The sequence below is a fragment of the Piscinibacterium candidicorallinum genome, assembly GCF_047549485.1.
Lineage (GTDB): Bacteria > Pseudomonadota > Gammaproteobacteria > Burkholderiales > Burkholderiaceae_C > Piscinibacterium > Piscinibacterium candidicorallinum.
Window position 1 is genome coordinate 3189961 of sequence record NZ_CP180191.1, and the last position, 18941, is coordinate 3208901.

General features: G+C 67.2%; 12 protein-coding genes. 8 read left to right on the top strand and 4 right to left on the bottom strand.

Annotated features, from left to right (window positions below; all coding sequences use genetic code 11):
* Window positions 1-650: 650 nt before the first annotated feature.
* The 4 genes from ACMDW7_RS14425 to chrA all read right to left on the bottom strand — a co-directional run bounded on the left by ACMDW7_RS14425 (window position 651) and on the right by chrA (window position 4062).
* Window positions 651-1019 (bottom strand): hypothetical protein, encoded by a 369-nt coding sequence (locus tag ACMDW7_RS14425; protein WP_377303200.1) that lies wholly within the window; start codon window positions 1017-1019, stop codon window positions 651-653.
* A gap of 353 nt (window positions 1020-1372) precedes the next feature.
* Entirely contained in the window at window positions 1373-1807 is a 435-nt protein-coding gene (locus ACMDW7_RS14430; RefSeq protein ID WP_377303199.1) for a hypothetical protein, read from the bottom strand.
* Between the two features lie 9 nt (window positions 1808-1816).
* Window positions 1817-2395: a GNAT family N-acetyltransferase gene (locus ACMDW7_RS14435; RefSeq protein ID WP_377303197.1), complete on the bottom strand. Its 579-nt coding sequence runs from the start codon at window positions 2393-2395 to the stop codon at window positions 1817-1819.
* 272 nt (window positions 2396-2667) lie between these two features.
* The gene (gene chrA / locus ACMDW7_RS14440; protein WP_377303195.1) at window positions 2668-4062 is read right to left on the bottom strand and encodes a chromate efflux transporter; all 1395 of its coding nucleotides are present in this window, start codon (window positions 4060-4062) and stop codon (window positions 2668-2670) included.
* 72 nt (window positions 4063-4134) lie between these two features.
* On the opposite strand from chrA, the gene nrdR reads away from it, so the two are divergent.
* The 8 genes from nrdR to ACMDW7_RS14480 all read left to right on the top strand — a co-directional run bounded on the left by nrdR (window position 4135) and on the right by ACMDW7_RS14480 (window position 18914).
* Window positions 4135-4605 carry a transcriptional regulator NrdR gene (gene nrdR / locus ACMDW7_RS14445; protein ID WP_054124968.1) on the top strand — a complete coding sequence of 157 codons (471 nt, stop codon included), beginning with the start codon at window positions 4135-4137 and terminating at the stop codon, window positions 4603-4605.
* 241 nt (window positions 4606-4846) lie between these two features.
* A complete protein-coding gene (locus ACMDW7_RS14450; protein WP_377303193.1) occupies window positions 4847-5299 on the top strand; it encodes an Hsp20/alpha crystallin family protein in 453 nt (150 codons plus the stop codon).
* A 94-nt stretch (window positions 5300-5393) separates the two neighbouring features.
* Window positions 5394-6509: a bifunctional diaminohydroxyphosphoribosylaminopyrimidine deaminase/5-amino-6-(5-phosphoribosylamino)uracil reductase RibD gene (gene ribD / locus ACMDW7_RS14455; RefSeq protein WP_377303191.1), complete on the top strand. Its 1116-nt coding sequence runs from the start codon at window positions 5394-5396 to the stop codon at window positions 6507-6509.
* A gap of 5 nt (window positions 6510-6514) precedes the next feature.
* Window positions 6515-7066 (top strand): hypothetical protein, encoded by a 552-nt coding sequence (locus tag ACMDW7_RS14460; protein ID WP_377303189.1) that lies wholly within the window; start codon window positions 6515-6517, stop codon window positions 7064-7066.
* A gap of 131 nt (window positions 7067-7197) precedes the next feature.
* Window positions 7198-13053, top strand: coding sequence for an alpha-2-macroglobulin family protein (locus ACMDW7_RS14465; RefSeq protein WP_377303187.1), 5856 nt, complete (start codon window positions 7198-7200; stop codon window positions 13051-13053).
* Between the two features lie 1036 nt (window positions 13054-14089).
* Complete coding sequence (pbpC, locus tag ACMDW7_RS14470; RefSeq protein WP_377303185.1) at window positions 14090-16270, top strand: penicillin-binding protein 1C; 2181 nt, start codon at window positions 14090-14092, stop codon at window positions 16268-16270.
* 539 nt (window positions 16271-16809) lie between these two features.
* Window positions 16810-17844, top strand: a complete 1035-nt coding sequence (locus ACMDW7_RS14475) for a CAP domain-containing protein (protein WP_377303183.1) — start codon at window positions 16810-16812, stop codon at window positions 17842-17844.
* A gap of 212 nt (window positions 17845-18056) precedes the next feature.
* Complete coding sequence (locus ACMDW7_RS14480) at window positions 18057-18914, top strand: glutaredoxin family protein (protein WP_377303181.1); 858 nt, start codon at window positions 18057-18059, stop codon at window positions 18912-18914.
* Window positions 18915-18941: the final 27 nt, after the last annotated feature.

Consider the following 18941-nt stretch of genomic DNA (forward strand, 5'->3'; position numbering starts at 1 on the left):
GCGCCGCAGCTTCGCAGATTCCATGTCGGCACGGGACGCTCTCGATCCCACTTCTGATGCCGGATATACGGCTGCAGGTTTCTCTCCCAGCCAGCCCTCAACGATCAGATCTTGCTGTGCTTGGGGGAGTCCATATAGGAGGGGTTAGGCGTCACTTCACGTAGCCCAAAGCGGCTGTTCTAGGAGTGCGCCATGCGGATGGATTGCGGGCGACAGCTTGATCGCTGTACGTGGCAACGAACGCTGGTACCTCTCTGAGCGTTCGCGGATAGGGCACTACCTGCATGCCACCCAAAGCGCTTTCCTGGTAGAAGGACTGAAAGAGGAAGCCATGCTCTGCCAGGTATTTCACCTTCTTCCATTGGGCTATGTCGGTCTTCCGCGGCGCGTGGAACTTGCGACCCAGCATTGTCATTGGTGCTGCGCACTGAGGGCAGAGACGGGCGCTCGCCGTATGAGGCTTGCGAAAGGCTTTGCGACAGCCAAAGCACACAAACGGGAAGAGGTAGCGTTGAACGTCGCGTTCCTTAGGAAAGTAGGAGTGATGCTTAAACGCGGCCATGGCAGAAGTATGTGACGCCTAACGTTGAGTTGAGCCGCAAGCACAAGCGACCGAAGGGCGCTTGTGCTTGTCGGCTTCCAACGACAAGTTAGGCGCCTTCGCCGTATTGGTTCTCATACTTGCCTTTCATGTGAGCCTCGAAGTCCGGAGGTCCAGATACCTCCCAGAAGGACGAGTCCACCGCGGTGAGGCGACAGCACTCCTCTCCCTGGCAAACGCCGATGAAGCTGCCATCAATCGTTTGAAGCACGCCGCCGTACCAAGCGCGCAATTCATCCGGGCGTAGCACCGCAGGTTCCGAAGCCGTCTGCGCCTCGATTTCGCGAGCTCCGATGCCGATACACTCATCGACCTGCACAACCCATTCGTCGACGCTGCAGAAAGCTTCGACATCTGGCAGAAGGGTGTTGAAGTCAATCAACTCTCCCGCAGTGCTGTGCTGCCTGATGGTCACCATGGCGTCTAACTAGATATAGACCGCAAATCTGCGACATAAAACGGCACTTGCGGTCTAAATCAAGGGCGTCGCAGCCTGCGGAGCCAACAACAACGCGGGGCCTCGCGATACTGCTGTTCATTTGAACAGCATTAAGTGAACTCACAAACCCGGCAGGCTGCTGAAGTCTATCTGGCGGCTTGAACAAGCGCGAGATCAGCACCGCAAAGCAAAAGAGCCGCAGATTCTGCGGCCCTTTTTCATTCGATCCGACAACGCCGATCAAGCATTCATGCGGGTCTTCAGGGCAAAGTGGCTGGAGAGGTCCGCCAGACGAGCGGGAAGCACGTCGCCGCTGCACGCGGCGCCCTCAGTCAGATGCCGAAAACCACCCTCACCAGCGCCACCGGCCCGGCTGCGGCGAGCAGTGCCACTTCAAACATGGCAAAGAGATCGAACGCCTTTCGCTTGCGCAGCGAGTCTTCCGGGCCGACGCCAAGGTGTTTGAATATGACTAGTTTGGCGAACTCTCCCCTCCGCCGATCACAGAAGTACTCACTCGCCCAGTACTGAAGGAACCAAACCATAAAGAAAACAAACACGGGTTCCGCAGACCGCTCCTTGTCGAGCCCGAGCGCGATGAGTCCGGTTACTGGCGTAATGATGAGCGCTGCACGGCTGAACCAGTGTGCGCCGCGCAGGAACGCCATCCACTGCTTTTCGCTGATTTGCTCGGGAACGTCCGCGCAGTGCGCGCAGGCCATGCCAGCCGCTACGAGTTTGGCGCCGCAGAACTCACACTCCGCCACGGCAGGGCCTTACTGCTTGCCCACCCGAGTCGCGCGCATGAACCCGTGGCGCTCCAGCCAGGCGCTGGTCCAGTCGTCTTCGTCGGTGGCGATGGCCACGGCCTTCAGGCCGAGCTTCTTGGCGTGGGCGTCGATGGCCAGCAGGATCTGGTTGGCAAAGCCCTGCTTGCGGAATTCGGGCACCACGTCCAGATCGACCATGCGGCCGTACCAGGCGCCGCCGCTGGCCAGGGTCATCATGCCGACCATGCCCACCGGCGTCTCGCCGTTCATGGCGAAGTACCACTTGATGGGCAGGCCGCGCTGCTGTTCGTGCATCTCGCGCACCTTGCCCTCGGCGTCGGCGCGCATCTTGTTGATGGCCAGCTCGACCTTCTCGCGCAGGTCTGTGTACAGCGCCCAGGCTTCCGGGCCGCTGATCTGCTTGAGCGTGAGGCTGCTGGCCTCGGGCGCGTCAGCCACCGGGCGGATCATGAGCCAGTTGCCCCCGCCCAGCGGCGGCGCGCGGCGCGGGGCGCCGAAGAGCATCGCTTCCGAGGTGGTGGCTGCTTCGAGCAGCGCGGGGGAGAGTTTCTCTGGCGAATTCATACAGACCGCAAGCTTATGCGTTTTCAGCACATTGCTGCGCCGCCACGCCACGATTTCGTGTGAAACAGCCAGCAACGGCGCGGGTTTTCAGGACAAATGCGCTTGAACACTGCGCCCAGGCTGCGAAAGGCACGCTGCCCCGCGTGGGCTTGCGCGGTGCAAAGCTGAAAAGCGAGATCGGCTCTGGGAGCCAGTCTTCAGGCCAAAATGGCTGGAAAGCCGCATGGGACAAGCGGAAGCCAGTCCTGGACACGCTGGACTCAATCCGACTCTCAACCCAGCACCGCATTCAGCGCCACCCCCAGCACAGCCGCCGCGCCAATCACCTCGATCACGCTGCGCTTGAACACAAACAGCGCCACGCCGGCGGCCAGCGCAATGCCCAGGCTTGCGGCGTAGCGCGCATCCAGTGCGGCCGGCGCCCAGAGCACGGCCGCAGCAAAGAACACGGCCAGCTTGGCAATGCCGCCCACCACGGCGGCTGACACTGCGGCCAGCGGCGCGGCCAGGCGGCTGTGCTGCCGGCCGCTTTCCACCAGCGGCCCACCGATCAGAATGAACAGAAAGCTCGGCAGGAAGGTGAAGAAGGTCACCACCGTGGCCGCCACTGCGCCGGCTGCGGCCGGAGACAGCGCCAGCCCCTCTGCCGCGCCCCAGCCGCCCACATAGCCCACAAAGGCCACCACCATGATCAGCGGGCCGGGCGTGGTTTCGCCCAGGGCCAGGCCGTCGATCATTTGCGTGGCCGTGAGCCAGCCGTAGTGGTCCACCGCCCCCTGATAGACATAGGGCAGCACGGCATAGGCGCCGCCAAAGGTGAGCAGCGCCACCTTGGTGAAGAACCAGCCCATCTGCGTGAGCGCGCCCTGCCAGCCGTAGAGCGCCGTCAGCACCGCCATGGGCAGCAGCCAGAGCGCGGCCCCCACCGCCAGCAGCAGCGCCAGGTGCCGCGGTGCAAAGCGTGCGTGGGCGGGCGGCGGGGTGTGGTCGTCAATCACATGGCCGCCGGTGTCTGCGGTGGCGCCGCCGGCTTGCGCATGTGAAGCCGGCGCCCAGTGCTGCGCGGTGAACACGCCCACCAGCGCCGCCGCAGCAATCACCCACGGAAAGGCCACGCCCGCCAGCAGCGCCGCAAAGCTTGCCAGCGCCAGGGCCCAGGCCAGCGGCGCGCGCAGCACCTTGCTGCCCAGGCGCCAGCCGGCAAAGGCAATCACCGCCACCACGGCCGGCTTGATGCCCCAGAACAGGCCCTGCACCCAGCCCAGGTTGCCGTGCGCCATGTACAGCCACGACAGCCCGATCAGGATGAACAGCGAAGGCAGCACAAACAGCCCGCCGGCAATGAGGCCGCCCCAGGTGCGGTGCATCAGCCAGCCGATGTAGGTGGCCAGCTGCTGCGCCTCCGGCCCCGGCAGCACCATGCAGTAGTTCAGGGCGTGCAGAAAGCGCCGCTCGCTGATCCAGCGGCGCCGCTGCACGAGTTCGCTGTGCATGATGGCAATCTGCCCGGCCGGGCCGCCAAAGCTGATGAACCCCAGCTTGAGCCAGAAGCGCAGGGCCTCGCCCAAAGGAACCGTGGGCACTGCTGGCACCGGTGGCGCGGCAGACGCACTGGGGTCGCTGGGCGGGGCCGCAGGGCGTGCTGCGGCGTGGGGCGTATCAGACATGTGGCCGATCTTAGGCAGGGCAGATGACACGCCGGACCCTGGCCCAGGCACAAGCAATGCAAAAATCCCGCAATGCGCTGCCCCTTCTGCAACCACGACGACACCGCCGTGCTTGAAACCCGTGCCTCCGATGACGGCACTGTCCTGCGCCGCCGCCGGCAATGCCCGGCCTGCGAGAAGCGCTTCACCACCTATGAGCGCGCGGAGCTGAGCTTTCCGCTGGTGGTCAAGAAGAACGGCAGCCGCGTGGAGTACGACCAGTCCAAGCTGCGCGCCTCGCTCGGCCTGTCGCTGCGCAAGCGCCCGGTCACGGCCGAGAGCCTGGAAGCCGCGATTGGCCGGATCGAATCCAAGCTCATGAGCTCAGCCGAGAAGGAGATCCCCTCCGAGCGCCTGGGCGAGCTGGTGATGCGCGAGCTCAAGAAGCTCGACAAGGTGGCCTACATCCGCTTTGCCAGCGTCTACAAGAGTTTCGAGGACGTGGACGAGTTTGCCGACGCCGTGCTCGAACTCAAGCCGCGCAAGGACAAGCCGGGCGCCTGAGCCTGGCTGGGCCGGTGGCTCGCCGCAAGGGCTTGGCCTGACCTCACCCGATGGGCGCCGCGCCGCCCAAAAGCGCGCCAGATCGGGGCGATTTGCGCTGAATCAAGCGCCGCACACTGCGATCGTTTTCGGCGCGATTCGAGCCGTGCTTCCCCCTTGGAATTGCCCGCACAGCCCCTAGCTTGGGTGCATGGACGCGCAGCCTGCGTCCGCTGCCCCAAACCCTCAAGGAGGTTGACCCATGAACGCCATCATCACTCGCCGCAATGTGCGCGACCCCTTCGCGCTCTTTGATTCCGTGCTCGACGATTTCTTCGCCCGCCCGGGCGCCGTCTCCGCCCCGCTGGCGCGTGAAGGCCAGTCGCTCGTGGCCAAGGCCCGCATCGAAGTGGTGGAAAAGCCCGAAGCCTATGAAGTCCGTGCCGACCTGCCCGGCGTGAGCAAGGACGACATCGAAGTCGACGTGCACGAAGCAACCGTCTCCATTCGCGCCACCCGCAAGAGCGCCAACGAACAGAAGGACGGCGAGAAGATCCTGTTCTCCGAGCGCAGCTACGAGAGCTACGCCCGCACCTTCGAGCTTCCCCAGGCCGTGGACTCGGCCCGCGCAGAAGCCAGGTTCGAAAACGGCGTACTGACCCTCACGCTGCCGCGCGTGAACGCACCGCAGGTCAAGCGCGTGTCTATCCAGTAACGCTGCTGCCTGCTTCAGCACAAAGGCCCGCCTCGGCGGGCCTTTTGCATGGCTGCCGGCACGTGGCGGCGATGCGCAGCTAAAGTCGGCTCCTATGTTTTCCCACGACGACGAACGCTTCATGCGCATGGCCTTGGCCCAGGCCGAGGCGGCGCTATACCTCACGAGCCCGAACCCGCGGGTGGGTTGCGTGCTGGTCAAGGACGGTGCGGTCATTGGCGCGGGGCATACGCAGCGCGCGGGCGGGCCGCATGCCGAGGTGATGGCGCTGCGCGCGGCGCGCGAGGCGGGTCATGACACGGTGGGCGCCACGGCCTATGTGACGCTGGAGCCTTGCAACCACTTCGGCCGCACGCCGCCCTGCAGCATGACGCTGCTGGAGGCGGGCGTGGCGCGGGTGATTGCCGCCGTGGAAGACCCGCACCCCGCGGCACAGGGCGGTCTGGCCCGGCTGCGCGATGCGGGCGTGGAGGTGCGCTGCGGCCTGCTGCGTGACGAAGCCACCGAGATCAACCGCGGCTTTTTGCGCCGCGCTCAGGGCGGGCTGCCCTGGGTGCGCGTGAAGGCGGCGGTGAGCCTGGATGGCCGCACGGCGCTGGCCAATGGCGTGAGCCAGTGGATCACCGGCGAGGCGGCGCGGGCCGACGGCCACCACTGGCGGGCGCGGGCCTGTGCGGTGCTCTCGGGCATCGGCACCATCCGCAAGGATGACGCGCAGCTCAATGTGCGGGCGGTGGACACGCCGCGCCAGCCCCGCCGCATTCTGGTGGACAGCCGGTTGGAGGTCTCGCTGGAGGCGAAGCTGCTGCATTCGCACGGCGGGCCGGTGACGCTGCTGCATGTGAGCCGGGACGCAGACAAGGAAGCCGAACTGCGCGACCGCGGCGTGCAGCTGATCCAGGTGCCCGAAGCCGCCAACAAGCCCGGCAAGGTGGATCTGCGCGCGGCCATTCAGGCGCTGGCCGATGAAGGTCTGAACGAGATCCACGTGGAAGGTGGTGGCAAGCTCAATGGCTCATTGATCGCCGCCGGCGTGGTGGATGAGCTGCTGGTCTATGTGGCGCCGCGCCTGCTGGGCGAGGGCCCGGGCATTGCGGAGCAGCCCGCCTACAGCCTGCTGGGCGATGCGCCGCTGCTGCAGCTGCATTCGGCGCAGGTGATCGGTGAGGACGTGCGCATCCTGGCGCGCTTCCGGCCGCAGCAGGGCTAGCCCCCATGCGCACGCGCTGGCTCACGTTTTGGTGGGTGCTGCTGCTCGGGGTGGTGCTGGCTGGCCTGTACTGGGGGCGGCCGATCATGGACAAGATTGGTGCGCACCTGTTCGTGATCCAGATGGCGGGTTTCGGCATCGGCCTGGGCGTGCTGACCGTGATCAGCGCCCCGCGCGTGTATCACTCGATCAAGGTGGCGGCGCTCAAAGACTTCTCCAGCCGCTATGTGGACTTTCAGGGCGAGGTGCTGCGCCTGCATGACGACGGCGAGGCGCCCTGGCTGGATGCGCGCGACGTGCACCGCGTGCTCGGCCTGCGGGTAGACCGCCTGCCCCGCGGCTGGCCGGAAGACCACTTCCGCGCCTTCAATGCCAAGGAGGCCGGCTATTCGCTCCTGGGCTTGCAGAAACTGGTGGCACCGCTGTCCAACCGCACCGGTGCAGCCCTGCTGCGCTGGTTCGAATTCGAGGTGCAGCGCCCATGGCTCAAGCAGCACCAGGTGCGCATCGAGGAGCCGATCCACCACAAGCCGCCGCGCCCGGGCGAGTGGAGCTGAACGGGCTCGACGGCTCAGGCGAGAGCGCGACGCGCCAGCCTGCATTCCTCACCCGCCCGCTCCCCTGTTTTGGGTGAGCTTGCGTGATACAGCCCTCCATATACTGCCCCGCAGATCGGGAGGGATCCAACGTGTATCAAGTCAGCAAGCTGCTGGCCGGCGCAGGTATTGCGCTGGGCCTGTTGTCGTCTGCGCTGCCCGCTGCGCAGGCCGCAAGCATCACCCGCTTCACGCCGCAGGGCGAGATCATCGAAGTGCGCCAGGTGGTGGCCAAGTTCTCGGAGTCCATGGTGCGCTTTGGCGACCCCAAGGCCGCCGACCCCTTCAATGTGGACTGCGCCGCCCCGGGTGCGGGCCGCTGGATTGATGACACCACCTGGTCCTATGACTTCGTGGACGATCTGCCACCCGGACTGCGCTGCAGCTTTGCGCTCAAGCCCGAGACCAAGACGCTCGCCGGCAATGCGCTGACTGGCACCACGCGCTTCGCCTTCGACACCGGCGGCCCCTACCTGCGCAGCAGCCGGCCCTACCGCGAGGCGGGCAGCATTGACGAGCACCAAGTCTTCCTGCTGACCCTATCCGGCCCTGCAGTACCGGAGTCGATCACGGCATCGGCGTACTGCCAGATTGAAGGTGTGGCCGACCGCGTGCCGCTGAAGCTGTTCACCGGCAAGCAGCGCGACGAGTACCTGGACGCTGCTTACTGGTGGCGCCGCAGCAAGTACAAGCCCAACAAGGAAGAGGCCGCACGCCGCCAGCGCGACGAAGCGCGCACGGTGGTGGCGCAGTGCGCGCAGGCCGCAGGCCCCAAGGCCAAGGTCTCGCTGGTCTGGGGCCCCGGCGTGAAGACGGCCTCGGGCGTGGCCACAACTAAGACGCAGGTCTACAGCTTCACGGTGCGCGAGCCCTTCACGGCCAGCATGACCTGCACGCGCGAGAACGCCCAGGCGCCCTGCACGCCGATCCTGCCGATCACCGTGCAATTCACTGCCGGCGTGCCGCGCGAGGTGGCCGAGAAGTTCCGGCTCAAGACCCCGGACGGCAGCCGCAAGCCCGACCTGCCCAAGGAAGACCGCGGTGCGATCAACCAGATCAGCTTTGCGCCGCCTCTGCCGGAAGCTGCAGAACTGCTGATCGAGGCGCCGAGCACGGTTAAGGACGAGTCGGGCCGCACGTTGGCCAACGCCAGCTTCTTTCCGCTGAAGACCAAGACGGCTGATGCGCCGCCCCTGGCCAAGTTCGCCAGCGGCGTGTTCGGCGTGCTGGAGTTCAACAACGCCCCCGCCCTGCCCGTGACGGTGCGCCGGATCGAGCTGCCCAAGGGCGCCGGCAGTCCCTATGTGCGGCGCATGAAGGTGGAAGACGACGCCAAGATCCTCGAATGGCTGGCCACCCTGCGCCGCTACGACCGGACCGACGCACCCTACAACGCCGACAGCCGCGACCAGTCCATGCTCAAGGGCCAGGGGGCCGAGGTCATCCCGCTGCCGGCCCCCAAGACCGAAGCCAAGGCCGACGCCTATCCCTTCGAGGTGGTGGGCGTGCCCTTCAAGGACCCGGGCTTCTATGTGGTGGAGCTGGAGAGCCTCAAGCTCGGCGAGTCTTTGCTGGCGCGCAAGCAGCCGATGTTTGTGCGCACATCGAGCCTCGTCACGAATATGGCGGTGCACTTCCGGCTCGGGCACGAGAATGCCGCGGTGTGGGTGACGACTCTGGACAAGGCGCAGGCTGTGGCCGATGCCGAGGTACGCATCACCGACTGCAATGGCAAGCGCGTGTGGCAGGGCGCCACCGACAAGGACGGCATCGCACGCGTGCCGCTGGCGCTGGAGAACCCGCGCTGCAGCCGCAACAACGACTATGACGCACCGCGCTACCTCGTCAGCGCGCGCAAGAAGCTGCCGGATGGCCGCACCGACCTGGCCTTCGTGCTCTCCACCTGGAACCAGGGCATCGAGACCTGGCGTTTCAATGTGCCCACCGGCTGGGAGCGCACGGGCAAGCTGCGCGCCCACGCGGTGCTGGACCGCGACCTGCTGCGCGCCGGCGAGACCGTGTCGCTCAAGGCCTATCTGCGTACCGAGAACAGCCGCGGCCTGAATCTGCTGCCGCTCGAACGCCTGCCCAGGACGGTAAAGATCACGCATGAGGGCTCGCAGCAGGAATTTGTGCTGCCGCTGGCCTGGACCGGCTCGCGCTTTGCCACGGCCAGCTGGGCCGTGCCCAAGGATGCCAAGCTCGGCAGCTATTCCATGACGGTGCAGGTGCCGCCAGCCAACCCGGGGCCGGCGGCCAAGCGCGCGCGCAATGCCGAGCTGGATGACGACGATGAATCCGGCCCCGGTGTGCGCACGATGAGCCTGGGCATGCTGCGGGTGGAGGAGTTCCGCCTGCCGACCATGACCGGCCGCGTGCGCCCTGCGGCCAAGGACGCCAAGACCCCGGCCCCTGCGGTGCTGGTGAACCCGCGCGAACTGCCGGTGGCGGTGAATCTGGACTATCTCTCCGGCGGGCCAGCCGCCAACCATCCAGTGCGGGTGTCCGCCATGCTGCGCGATGCCGGCGTGGACTTTGCGGACTACGACGGCTTTGCCTTTGCGCAGGAACGCCGCCGCAGTGATGAAGAAGGCGAGCAGGCGCCGCCGCAGCGCATCGTGGCCAACAAGCTGCCGCTCACGCTCAACAAGGGCGGCACAGGCACGGTCACGCTCAAGGACCTGCCCGCCGTCAAGCGCGCGAGCGATCTGGTCCTTGAAGCCACCTATGCCGACGCCAATGGCGAGGTGCAGACCCTGAGCCACACGGCCCGCGTCTGGCCGGCCGGTGTGGTGGTGGGCATCAAGGTGGGCGGCTGGGTGAGTGTGGGCTCTGCGCTTGCCGGGCAGGTGCTGGTGCTCGATACCGCGGGCAAACCGGTGGCGGGCAAGGCCATCGAGGTGGAAGCCACCCTGCGCAACACCCAGAGCTACCGCAAGCGCCTGGTGGGCGGCTTCTACGCCTACGACAACACCGAGAACAGCAAGAGTCTGGGCACCGTGTGCAAGGGCAAGACGGATGCGCGCGGTCTCGTGCTCTGCGAGATCGATCTGAAGGAAGCCGGCAACATCGAACTCACGGCCAGCAGCCGCGACGACGCCGGCAACACGGCCAGCAGCTCCACATCGGTGTGGGTGACGCGCCGCGGCGAACTCTGGTTCGACAACGATAACCACGACCGCATGGATCTGCTGCCGGAAAAGCGCCGCTACAAGCCGGGCGAGACGGCCAAGTTCCAGGTGCGCATGCCCTTCCGCTTTGCCACGGCGCTGGTGTCGGTGGAGCGTGAAGGCCTGATCGAGACCCGTGTGGTGCGCATCAATGGCCGCGACCCCACGGTGGAAGTGCCCATCAAGCCCGAGTACGGCCCGAACGTGTACGTGAGCGTGCTGGCGGTGCGCGAGCGCCTGCGCGAGGTGCCCTGGTACAGCTTCTTCCAGTGGGGCTGGAAGGCGCCGGTGGAGTGGTGGCACGAGTGGCGCGAATACCGCAACACGCCGCAGCCCGATGCGCTGGTGGACCTGACCAAGCCCGCCTTCAAGCTGGGCATTGCCGAGATCAGCGTGGGCTTGCAAGCCAATGAACTCAAGGTGGCTGTCACGCCGGACAAGGACACCTACGCCGTGCGCGGCCAGGCCAAGGTCAAGGTGAAGGTGACTGACCCCAACGGCAAACCCCTGCCGGCCGGCACCACGGTGGCCTTTGCGGCGGTGGATCAGGCCCTGCTCGAACTCTCGCCCAACACCAGCTGGAAGCTGCTGGACGCGATGATGGCACGGCGCGACTACGGCATGGAGACCTTCACCGCACAGATGTATGTGGTAGGCAAGCGGCACTTCGGCAAGAAGGCGGCGCCTCCGGGCGGTGGCGGCGGCCAGGGGCAGACGCGCGAACTGTTCGACACCCTGCTGCTGTGGAACCCGGCGGTGGCGCTGGACGCCAACAGCGAGGCCACCCTCACCGTGCCGCTCAATGACAGCCTGACCAGCTTTGCGCTGGTGGCGATTGCCGACGGCGATGCCACGGGCAACTACGCGCTCTTCGGCACCGGCCGGACCAACATCCGCGTCACGCAGGACCTGCAGATCGTCTCCGGCCTGCCGCCCCTGGCGCGCGAGGGCGACACCTACAACGCTGGCATCACCCTGCGCAACACCACCAAGCGCGAGATGAATGTGGAAGTGACCGGCAAGGCCGGCGACGCCCCGCTCGAACGCAAGCAGCTCAAGCTCGCGCCGGAAACTGCACAGGAGATCAGCTGGCCGCACACGCCCGGCACGGTGGACCGGGTGGACTGGGAGATTGCCGCACGCGAACTCAACGCCCCCGCCGGCGCGAACGGTGCAACCGACCGCATCAAGCTGGCCCAGCGCATCGTGCCGGCCGTGCCCTACACGGTCCAGCAGGCCACGCTGCTGCGCGTGGACGGCACGATCAGCCTGCCGGCCACACCGCCTGCAGACGCACTGCCGGGCAAGGCGCGCATTGATGTGAGCCTGGTGGATTCGCTCGCCAAGCCCATGCCCGGCGTACGCCGCTTCTTTGAGGAATACCCCTTCATCTGCCTGGAGCAGAAGACCAGCAAGTCCATCGGCCTGCGCGACACCAAGCTCTGGGACGGCATCATGGCCCAGCTGCCGCTGTATCTGGATGGCGATGGTCTGGCGGCCTACTTCCCCGGCGGCCGCGGCTACGACGTGCTCACGAGCTACCTGCTGGCCGCCAGCCACGAGGTGGGCTGGGCGATCCCGGCGGAGAGCCTGTCGCGCATGCAGCAGGGCCTGATCCAGTTTGTGGATGGCAAGCTGGAGCGGCCCTTCTGGTCACCACGCAGCGATCTGGAAGCACGCAAGATCGCCGCGATCGAAGCGCTCTCGCGCCGCGGCGCCGCACGGCCCGAGATGCTCGACAGCATCCGCCTGAACAGCAACCTCTGGCCCACGCATCAGGTCATCGACTTCGTCAGCATCCTGCGCCGCATGCCCAACGTGAAGGACCGCGACGCCAAGCTGGCCGAGGCCTACCAGGTGCTGCGCAGCCGCCTGAACACCCAGGGCACGCGCCTGGGCTTCTCCACCGAGAAGGACGACTACTGGTGGTGGCTCATGATCAACGGCGACGCCAACATGGCCCGCCTGCTGCTGGCCATCATGACCGACCCCGCCTGGAAGGAGGATGTCGGCCGCATCGTGCAAGGGACTCTGCAGCGCCAGCAGCGCGGCGCCTGGCTCACCACCACCGCCAACCTCTGGGGCGGCCTGGCCATCGAGAAGTTCGGCCGCGCGTTTGAATCGGCTCGCGTAGAGGGCACGACCACTGCGCAACTGGGCAGCGCGCCGGCACAGAGCGCGGCCTGGCGGCAGGACTGGGTGGCGCCGATGCGCTTTGCCTGGGGTGAGAAACCGGACCCGAATGCGCAGATCAAGGTGACGCATGCCGGGCAAGGTGCGCCCTGGGCGACGGTATCGAGCGTGGCCGCGGTGGAACTGAAGAAGCCCTTCACCAGCGGCTACCGCATCACCAAGACCGTCACGCCCCAGGACCCGAAGGTGCCCGGCACCTTGAGCAAGGGCGATGTGCTGCGCGTGAAGATCGAGATTGATGCGCAGACCGACATGACCTGGGTGGTGATCCAGGACCCGATCCCCACCGGCGCCACGATCCTGGGCAGCGGCCTGGGCCGCGACAGCGCGATCGAATCCCAGGAGAGCAGCGAGGCGCAGGAGCAGACCTGGCGCTGGGACGGCCCGATGCTGGCCTATGTGGAACGCCTGTTCGAGGGCTACCGGGCGTATTACGAGTTTGTGCCCAAGGGCAAGTTCACGGTGGAGTACACGGTGCGCCTGAACAGCACCGGCACCTTTGCGCTGCCGCCTACGCGGGTGGAGGCGATGTATGCGCCGGAGATGTTTGGGGAGAGTCCGAATGGGAAGGTGGTGGTGAAGTGAAAGCTGGTGCGATGCAGCGCTGGGACGCACGCGTTGCGTCTCGCGTCTGTTCATCGCTTGCGGCGCTGCTGCGGTTGACCGAGACAATTTCAGGCGCTCCGCCCTGCACCCGGGTTTCTTTCTTTGCTCCGCCAAAGAAAGAAACCAAAGAAAGGCGGAGCCCCAACCGCGTCGGCCTGCGGCCGATCCCCGAGTTCGGGCAGCGCCAGGCGGGAAGCGCAGAACTCGCCCTCTTTTCGGATACGCCTGCGGCGCACCCGAAAAACCGGGGCTCGGACAACTGCGCTTCATTTTCCGCCTGGCACTGCCCGGACTCGGCGCGTTTGCAGGGCGGCGGCAAGACAACACCCCTACCCCACCCTAACCCTCCCCTGTGCACAGGGGAGGGAATCGCTCGGGATTCCGATGCGTGTGGCGGCGGGACACCTGCGCGGACCGCGGATCACTTAATCGTGGCTGCACAGCCTCGCTGCGCTTGCCGTACGCGCGTGTGCGCGGTTGCGATCACCGGCACGGTTACTGCGGGTTTCAGTTCCAGCTCAAGTTCAAGTGCCACAGCCCGTACTGGCGCACTCGCGCATGCGGTCAACAGCGAAGCTCCACTTCGAGCCGACGCCCTCCCTCCAATCCCCTCCCCTGAAACCAGGGGAGGGTCAGGGTGGGGTTCAGCTTGTGAACTTCCTCGCCCTTCGGAAGCGCCGCTGCTTGCTGCGGATTGGCCGAAAGAGAAGCGCAGTTGTTCGAGCCCCGGTTTTTGGCTCGCGCGCAGCGTGGGCCAAAAGAGGGCGAGTTCTGCGCTTCCGGCCGATCCGCAGCAAACAGCGGGAACCCTGCGCAGCAGGGCGCTTTCGGGGCCCCGCCTTTCTTTGCCTACTTTCTTTGGCGGAGCAAAGAAAGTAGGGCGGGTGCAGGGCGCAGCGCCTGCGGATGCATCGATCGCCAACGCCGCGCGAGGATGCGAGCGATGAGCGCCAGAAAACCCTTCCCGCTTGCCTGGCGCGGCTCTCCAGCCACTTTTGCCCGAAGAGCCGCATGGATGCTCGTTCTAGCCGTGAGCCTGCTGGCACCGGCCCACGCCACGCCCAGCTACCAGCAAACCAAACAATCCCACCACCCCAGTGACAAGCAGGTCACAGCCCGCGACGGCACGCCCATCGGCAGCGTGCGTGTGGACACCACCGCACGACGCGGCGCATGGCTCACGCTGGACCAGTTCTCGCCGGCGCTGATCGACACCGTCATTGCCGCCGAAGACGCGCGCTTCTTCGAGCATGGCGGGGTGGACTGGAAGGCCGTCGGTGCGGGTGCCAAGCAGACCTTGAGCGGCTCGCGCCGCGGGGCCTCCACGCTCACGATGCAACTAGTGGGCCTGATGGACGAGGACCTCAAGGCCAGACCCGGCGGGCGCAGCGTGCTGCAGAAGGCCGAGCAGGCGCGGCAGGCCCTGGTGCTGGAGCGGCGCTGGACCAAGGGGCAGATCCTTGAGGCCTATCTGAACAAGGTACCCATGCCCGGCGAGATCCTGGGCATTCCGATGGCCAGCCAGCTCATGTTCGGCAAGGCGCCGCATGGTCTGAACCGCCAGGAGGCCGCGATCCTCACGGCGCTGATACGCGCACCGAATGCGAGCGAGAAGCTGGTGGCGCAGCGGGCCTGCCGCATCGTGCATGGTGCCGCGGCCACACCCGCACAGTGCGCGCCGCTGGAAGGCCAGACGCAGATTGCCCTGGCGCAGGCCGTGCAGAAGGGCGCGTTGCCGGGCGCACGTTCGCCGCTGGCCGCGCATCTGGCGCGGCGCGCGGGCAAGGCGCAGGTCTGGCAGACCACCGTGGATGCACGCCTGCAGGCCCTGGCGCGCGACAGCCTGCGTCGCCATGTGGCCGAACTCTCCACGCGCAACGTGGAAGACGGCGCCGTGCTGGTGCTGGACAACGCCACGGGCGAGGTACTCGTGTGGGTGGGTTCGTCCGGCGCGCTCTCGGATGCGGCGCAGCTGGACTTTGTGACCGCACGGCGCCAGGCCGGCTCCACGCTCAAGCCCTTCGTCTACGCCCAGGCACTCACCGAGAAAAAGCTCACCGCCGCGAGCCTGATCGACGACGCACCGCTGGCAGTGCCCACGCAGTCCGGCATCTACGCGCCGCAGAACTACGACCGCGGCTATGCCGGCCCGGTGTCGGTGCGCACGGCGCTGGCGTCCTCGCTGAACATCCCGGCCGTGAAGGCCGCGATGATGGTCACGCCCGAGGCCCTGTTCCGCCAGCTGCAGGCCCTGGGCTTTGCCCTGCGCGAAAGCGGGGACTACTTCGGCCCCGGCCTGGCGCTGGGCGCGGCGGAGGTGAGCCTGTTCGAACTCACCAATGCCTATCGCACGCTCGCCAACCAGGGCATGGCGAGCGAGCCGCGCTTCGCCCTCAAGCCGGCCACGCCACCCGCCGCGCCCCGGCGTGCACTGAGCTCTGACGTCAGCTGGATCGTGGCCGACATGCTGGCCGACCGCGAGGCCCGCGCCCGCACCTTCGGCCTGACCAGCCCGCTGGCCACGCGCGGCTGGGCGGCGGTGAAGACCGGCACCTCGAAGGACATGCGCGACAACTGGTGCATCGGCTTCTCGGACCGCTACACCGTGGGCGTGTGGGTGGGCAATGCCAGCGGCGCGCCGATGTGGAATGTGTCCGGCGTGAGTGGCGCAGCGCCTGTGTGGGCCGAGGTGATGCGCGCCCTGCATGCGGGCCGGCCCTCGCAGGCACCGGCCCTGCCCGCCACGCTGGTCAAGCAGGCCGTGGACTTCGGCGGCGTGGAGCCGGCGCGCGAGGAGGTGTTTCTGGCGGGTACGGAGCGCAGCACGGTCGCGCTGGCGCAGCGCATCGTCAGCGCACGCATCACCGCGCCTGCGGCCGGCACCATCGTCGCGCTGGACCCGGACATTCCGCCCGCGCAACAGCGCGTCCAGCTGGTGGCCGAGGTGCCGCCGGGCGAACGCGTGCGCTGGCTGGTGAACGACCGGCCGCTGGCGCAGGGCGCCCGCACCAGTTGGCTGCCGCCGCCGGGCAAGTACCGCATTGCGCTGGTGGACGCGCAGGGCAAGGCGCTGGACACGGTGGCCATCGAGGTGCGCGGCGCCTGGATGCCGGCGGTGCAGACCGCGCGTCCCGCCGCCGCCCGGGGCGGCGGACGCCCAAGCGCTGCAGCCCCCTCGTCGGCTGCGCTGCGCTGACACCAACGCAGATGCCAGCGGCGGCGGGCCGCACACCTCAGTGCCTGGGCACGCGGCAGTCGATGTCCGCCGCGACCGGCCCCAGCAGCATGTGATCGGCCTGCCGCCCGGTCGGCTCGGTGCAGCGCAAGACGGTTGCACTTGGATCTCCCGCCGCGACTGCCTCGCGCCGCAATACCCCCCTGAAACAATCGCACCCGCCAATCCGCTTGTCTGGCAAGGGTTTCCAGGGCACCGGGCTGAAGACGCGCTCCTGGTAGGGATCTTCAAGGCATTGCCCTGAAGAACCGCGCCAGACAAGCGGAAAGCGGCACCTTGCCGCGCAACGCTGCCACACCGCCCGGCCCTCAACTCGCGTGCCCAAACGGCAACCGGCGGCCCGCTGGCGGCCCACATCTCGAATGGCCGAATTGCCCTGTGATTCCCCTGCAACTCGGCCCAAAGAAGTTGCTTAGTTTGCTCAACCTCGCGCCCGCGAAGCCGATGACTCCCTCAGAACGCCGCAAACCGCGGCCGGCACTTGAACGGAGCAATCGGACATGGCGCGCAGCAACACACCCCAGGGCGAGGCTTGGCGCAGCGCCTTGCGCGTCACGCTGCTGGCGCTGGCGGCCGCCGGTACCCTGGCCGCCTGTGGTGGTGGTGGCGGTGGTGGCAGCGGCCCCGCAGCGCCCGCGCCTGCACCCGCACCGGCGCCCCCTCCCCCACCCCCAGCCCCGCCGCCCAGCGGCAGCACCGATCCGCAGGCCACCCTGTGCACCCAGTTCAGCAAGGACCTGGCGCGCAGCGAGGCAGGCGTGAACTACCTGAACACCGTTCGCAGCGCCGCCAACGCCCCGCTGCTCACGCACAACGCCGCGATCACCGATGTGATCCACCGGCACGTGACCTACCTGATCGTCAACAACGAGTTCACGCACTACCAGACCCAGGGCAAGCCCTGCTTCCTGGGCGCGGCTCCGGCGGATCGCTTCGTCGCCGGCAGCGTGGGCAACTACGGCTTTGCATCCGAATCCCTGGCCGGTGTGAGCGGCGGCACGCAGGCCTCGGACCGCGATGCGATCGACCTGAAGCTGGACAGCATCTATCACCGCTTTGTGCTGCTTGCGGCCGAAGCGCGCGAGGCCGGCGTCTCCGGCGCCAACACGGTGTACGGCCTGAACGTGGGCGCACGCACCGTGGACACCGCCCCCAGCAACCGCGTGGTGCTCTGGCCCTTCGCTGGCCAAGGCAATGTGCCCACCACCTTCTTCAGTGACCTCGAACAGCCGGACCCCGTGCCCGAGCGCGGCGAAGTCGGCTACCCGATCACCGTGAACGTAGCGCCCAACATGACGCTCAACGTGGTGAACGCGCGCCTGGTCGACGGCGCGGGCAACGTGGTCGAGACGCGGCTACTCGCGCCCGGCCGCGAGCTGGCACGCAACCAGGCCGCGCTGGTGCCGCTCAATCCGCTGGCCGAGCAGGCGAACTACACGGTCTCCATGCGCATCCAGATCAATGGCATGACGCAGGACGTGGCCTACAGCTTCCGCACCAGCAGCGAGAAGTTCCGCCTCGAACCGCGCGGCTGACACGGCACGGCTCCACCCCGACGGCCCGCGCACAGCGGGCCGTTTGCCTTGACGCGGCAACACCCGGACACAGCCATTGAAGGCTTGAAACCGCCGTTCACAGCCACGCGCATTCGGATGCTCTGTTGGCCACATGCAGGCCGCCGCAGACACAGATGCCCGCAGGGAGCACCCCATAAGCTCGCGGCGCTTTCCACCTTCAGGGCTCATGCATGCAGATCCTGCAGACCGTCGTCGCGCCGTACACCCAGCTGTCCGAACACACCGCCGCCATCGTGCTCGCCACGCTGGGCGTTACCCTGGGCCTGTGGCTGCTGGTGCGCACCGCACGCAGTGGCTGGGGCTGGGCTCTGGGCACCGCGCTGCTTGCGTTGCCCGTGGCCGTGCTGCTGGTCCGGCACTGGGGCGATCCCAACGGCAGGGATGTGCGCCTGCCGCTGTTCGGGTTGGTGGCCACGCTTGCGGTCAGCGCGCTGGTGGCCATCAACGCGGGGCTGAGCCTGCCGCGCGACGCACTTGCCGACGCACCGGCCAAGCTGCAGCAGACAGCGCAGTGGTTCGGCAGCGGTGCGGCCCTGCAGTGGGCGCAGCATGAAGTGCCGCGCCGCATCGACCGCCTGCGCCCCGCGAGCATGCCCTTTGCCACCGCGCCCCTGGCCGCCGAGCGCGAGGCGGACTGCCTGCGCATCGACACCGTGTTCCATTCCAGCCTGGGCACCTGTGTGCAAGCGAGCCCGCAGGACCTCGCCGCGCGGCGCGAACTGCTCGCCGGCCGCGGTCTGTCCGTCGCCGCCTTCAACACCGAGACGAGCCTGGTGCTCTACACCGCCTACGACTGCCGGCGCTGCGAACAGACCCGTCAGTGGCTGCGCGAACGCAACGTGCCCTTCGTCGAGCGCAACCTCAACATCGAACGCGAACACCAGCCGGGCTTCCGCGCCATCGGCGGTGCAGCAGTTCCATTCATGCTTTACGGCCGCGAGTCGCGCGAGGGCTTCGATGAAGCCTGGCTCAATCAGCGCGTGGGGACACAGGCGGCCGGGACAGGCGCGCCAGCCGGTACAAGCTAGATCTGTCCGTCATTGATGCAATCATGA

Bases quoted from the DNA above. Each gene is read 5' to 3' on its own strand.
- ribD (WP_377303191.1), top strand. From the start codon at position 5,394: ATGTTTTCCCACGACGACGAACGCTTCATGCGCATGGCCTTGGCCCAG.
- ACMDW7_RS14450 (WP_377303193.1), top strand. From the start codon at position 4,847: ATGAACGCCATCATCACTCGCCGCAATGTGCGCGACCCCTTCGCGCTC.
- chrA (WP_377303195.1), bottom strand. From the start codon at position 4,062: ATGTCTGATACGCCCCACGCCGCAGCACGCCCTGCGGCCCCGCCCAGC.
- ACMDW7_RS14425 (WP_377303200.1), bottom strand. From the start codon at position 1,019: ATGGTGACCATCAGGCAGCACAGCACTGCGGGAGAGTTGATTGACTTC.
- pbpC (WP_377303185.1), top strand. From the start codon at position 14,090: ATGCTCGTTCTAGCCGTGAGCCTGCTGGCACCGGCCCACGCCACGCCC.
- ACMDW7_RS14460 (WP_377303189.1), top strand. From the start codon at position 6,515: ATGCGCACGCGCTGGCTCACGTTTTGGTGGGTGCTGCTGCTCGGGGTG.
- nrdR (WP_054124968.1), top strand. From the start codon at position 4,135: ATGCGCTGCCCCTTCTGCAACCACGACGACACCGCCGTGCTTGAAACC.
- ACMDW7_RS14435 (WP_377303197.1), bottom strand. From the start codon at position 2,395: ATGAATTCGCCAGAGAAACTCTCCCCCGCGCTGCTCGAAGCAGCCACC.
- ACMDW7_RS14475 (WP_377303183.1), top strand. From the start codon at position 16,810: ATGGCGCGCAGCAACACACCCCAGGGCGAGGCTTGGCGCAGCGCCTTG.
- ACMDW7_RS14480 (WP_377303181.1), top strand. From the start codon at position 18,057: ATGCAGATCCTGCAGACCGTCGTCGCGCCGTACACCCAGCTGTCCGAA.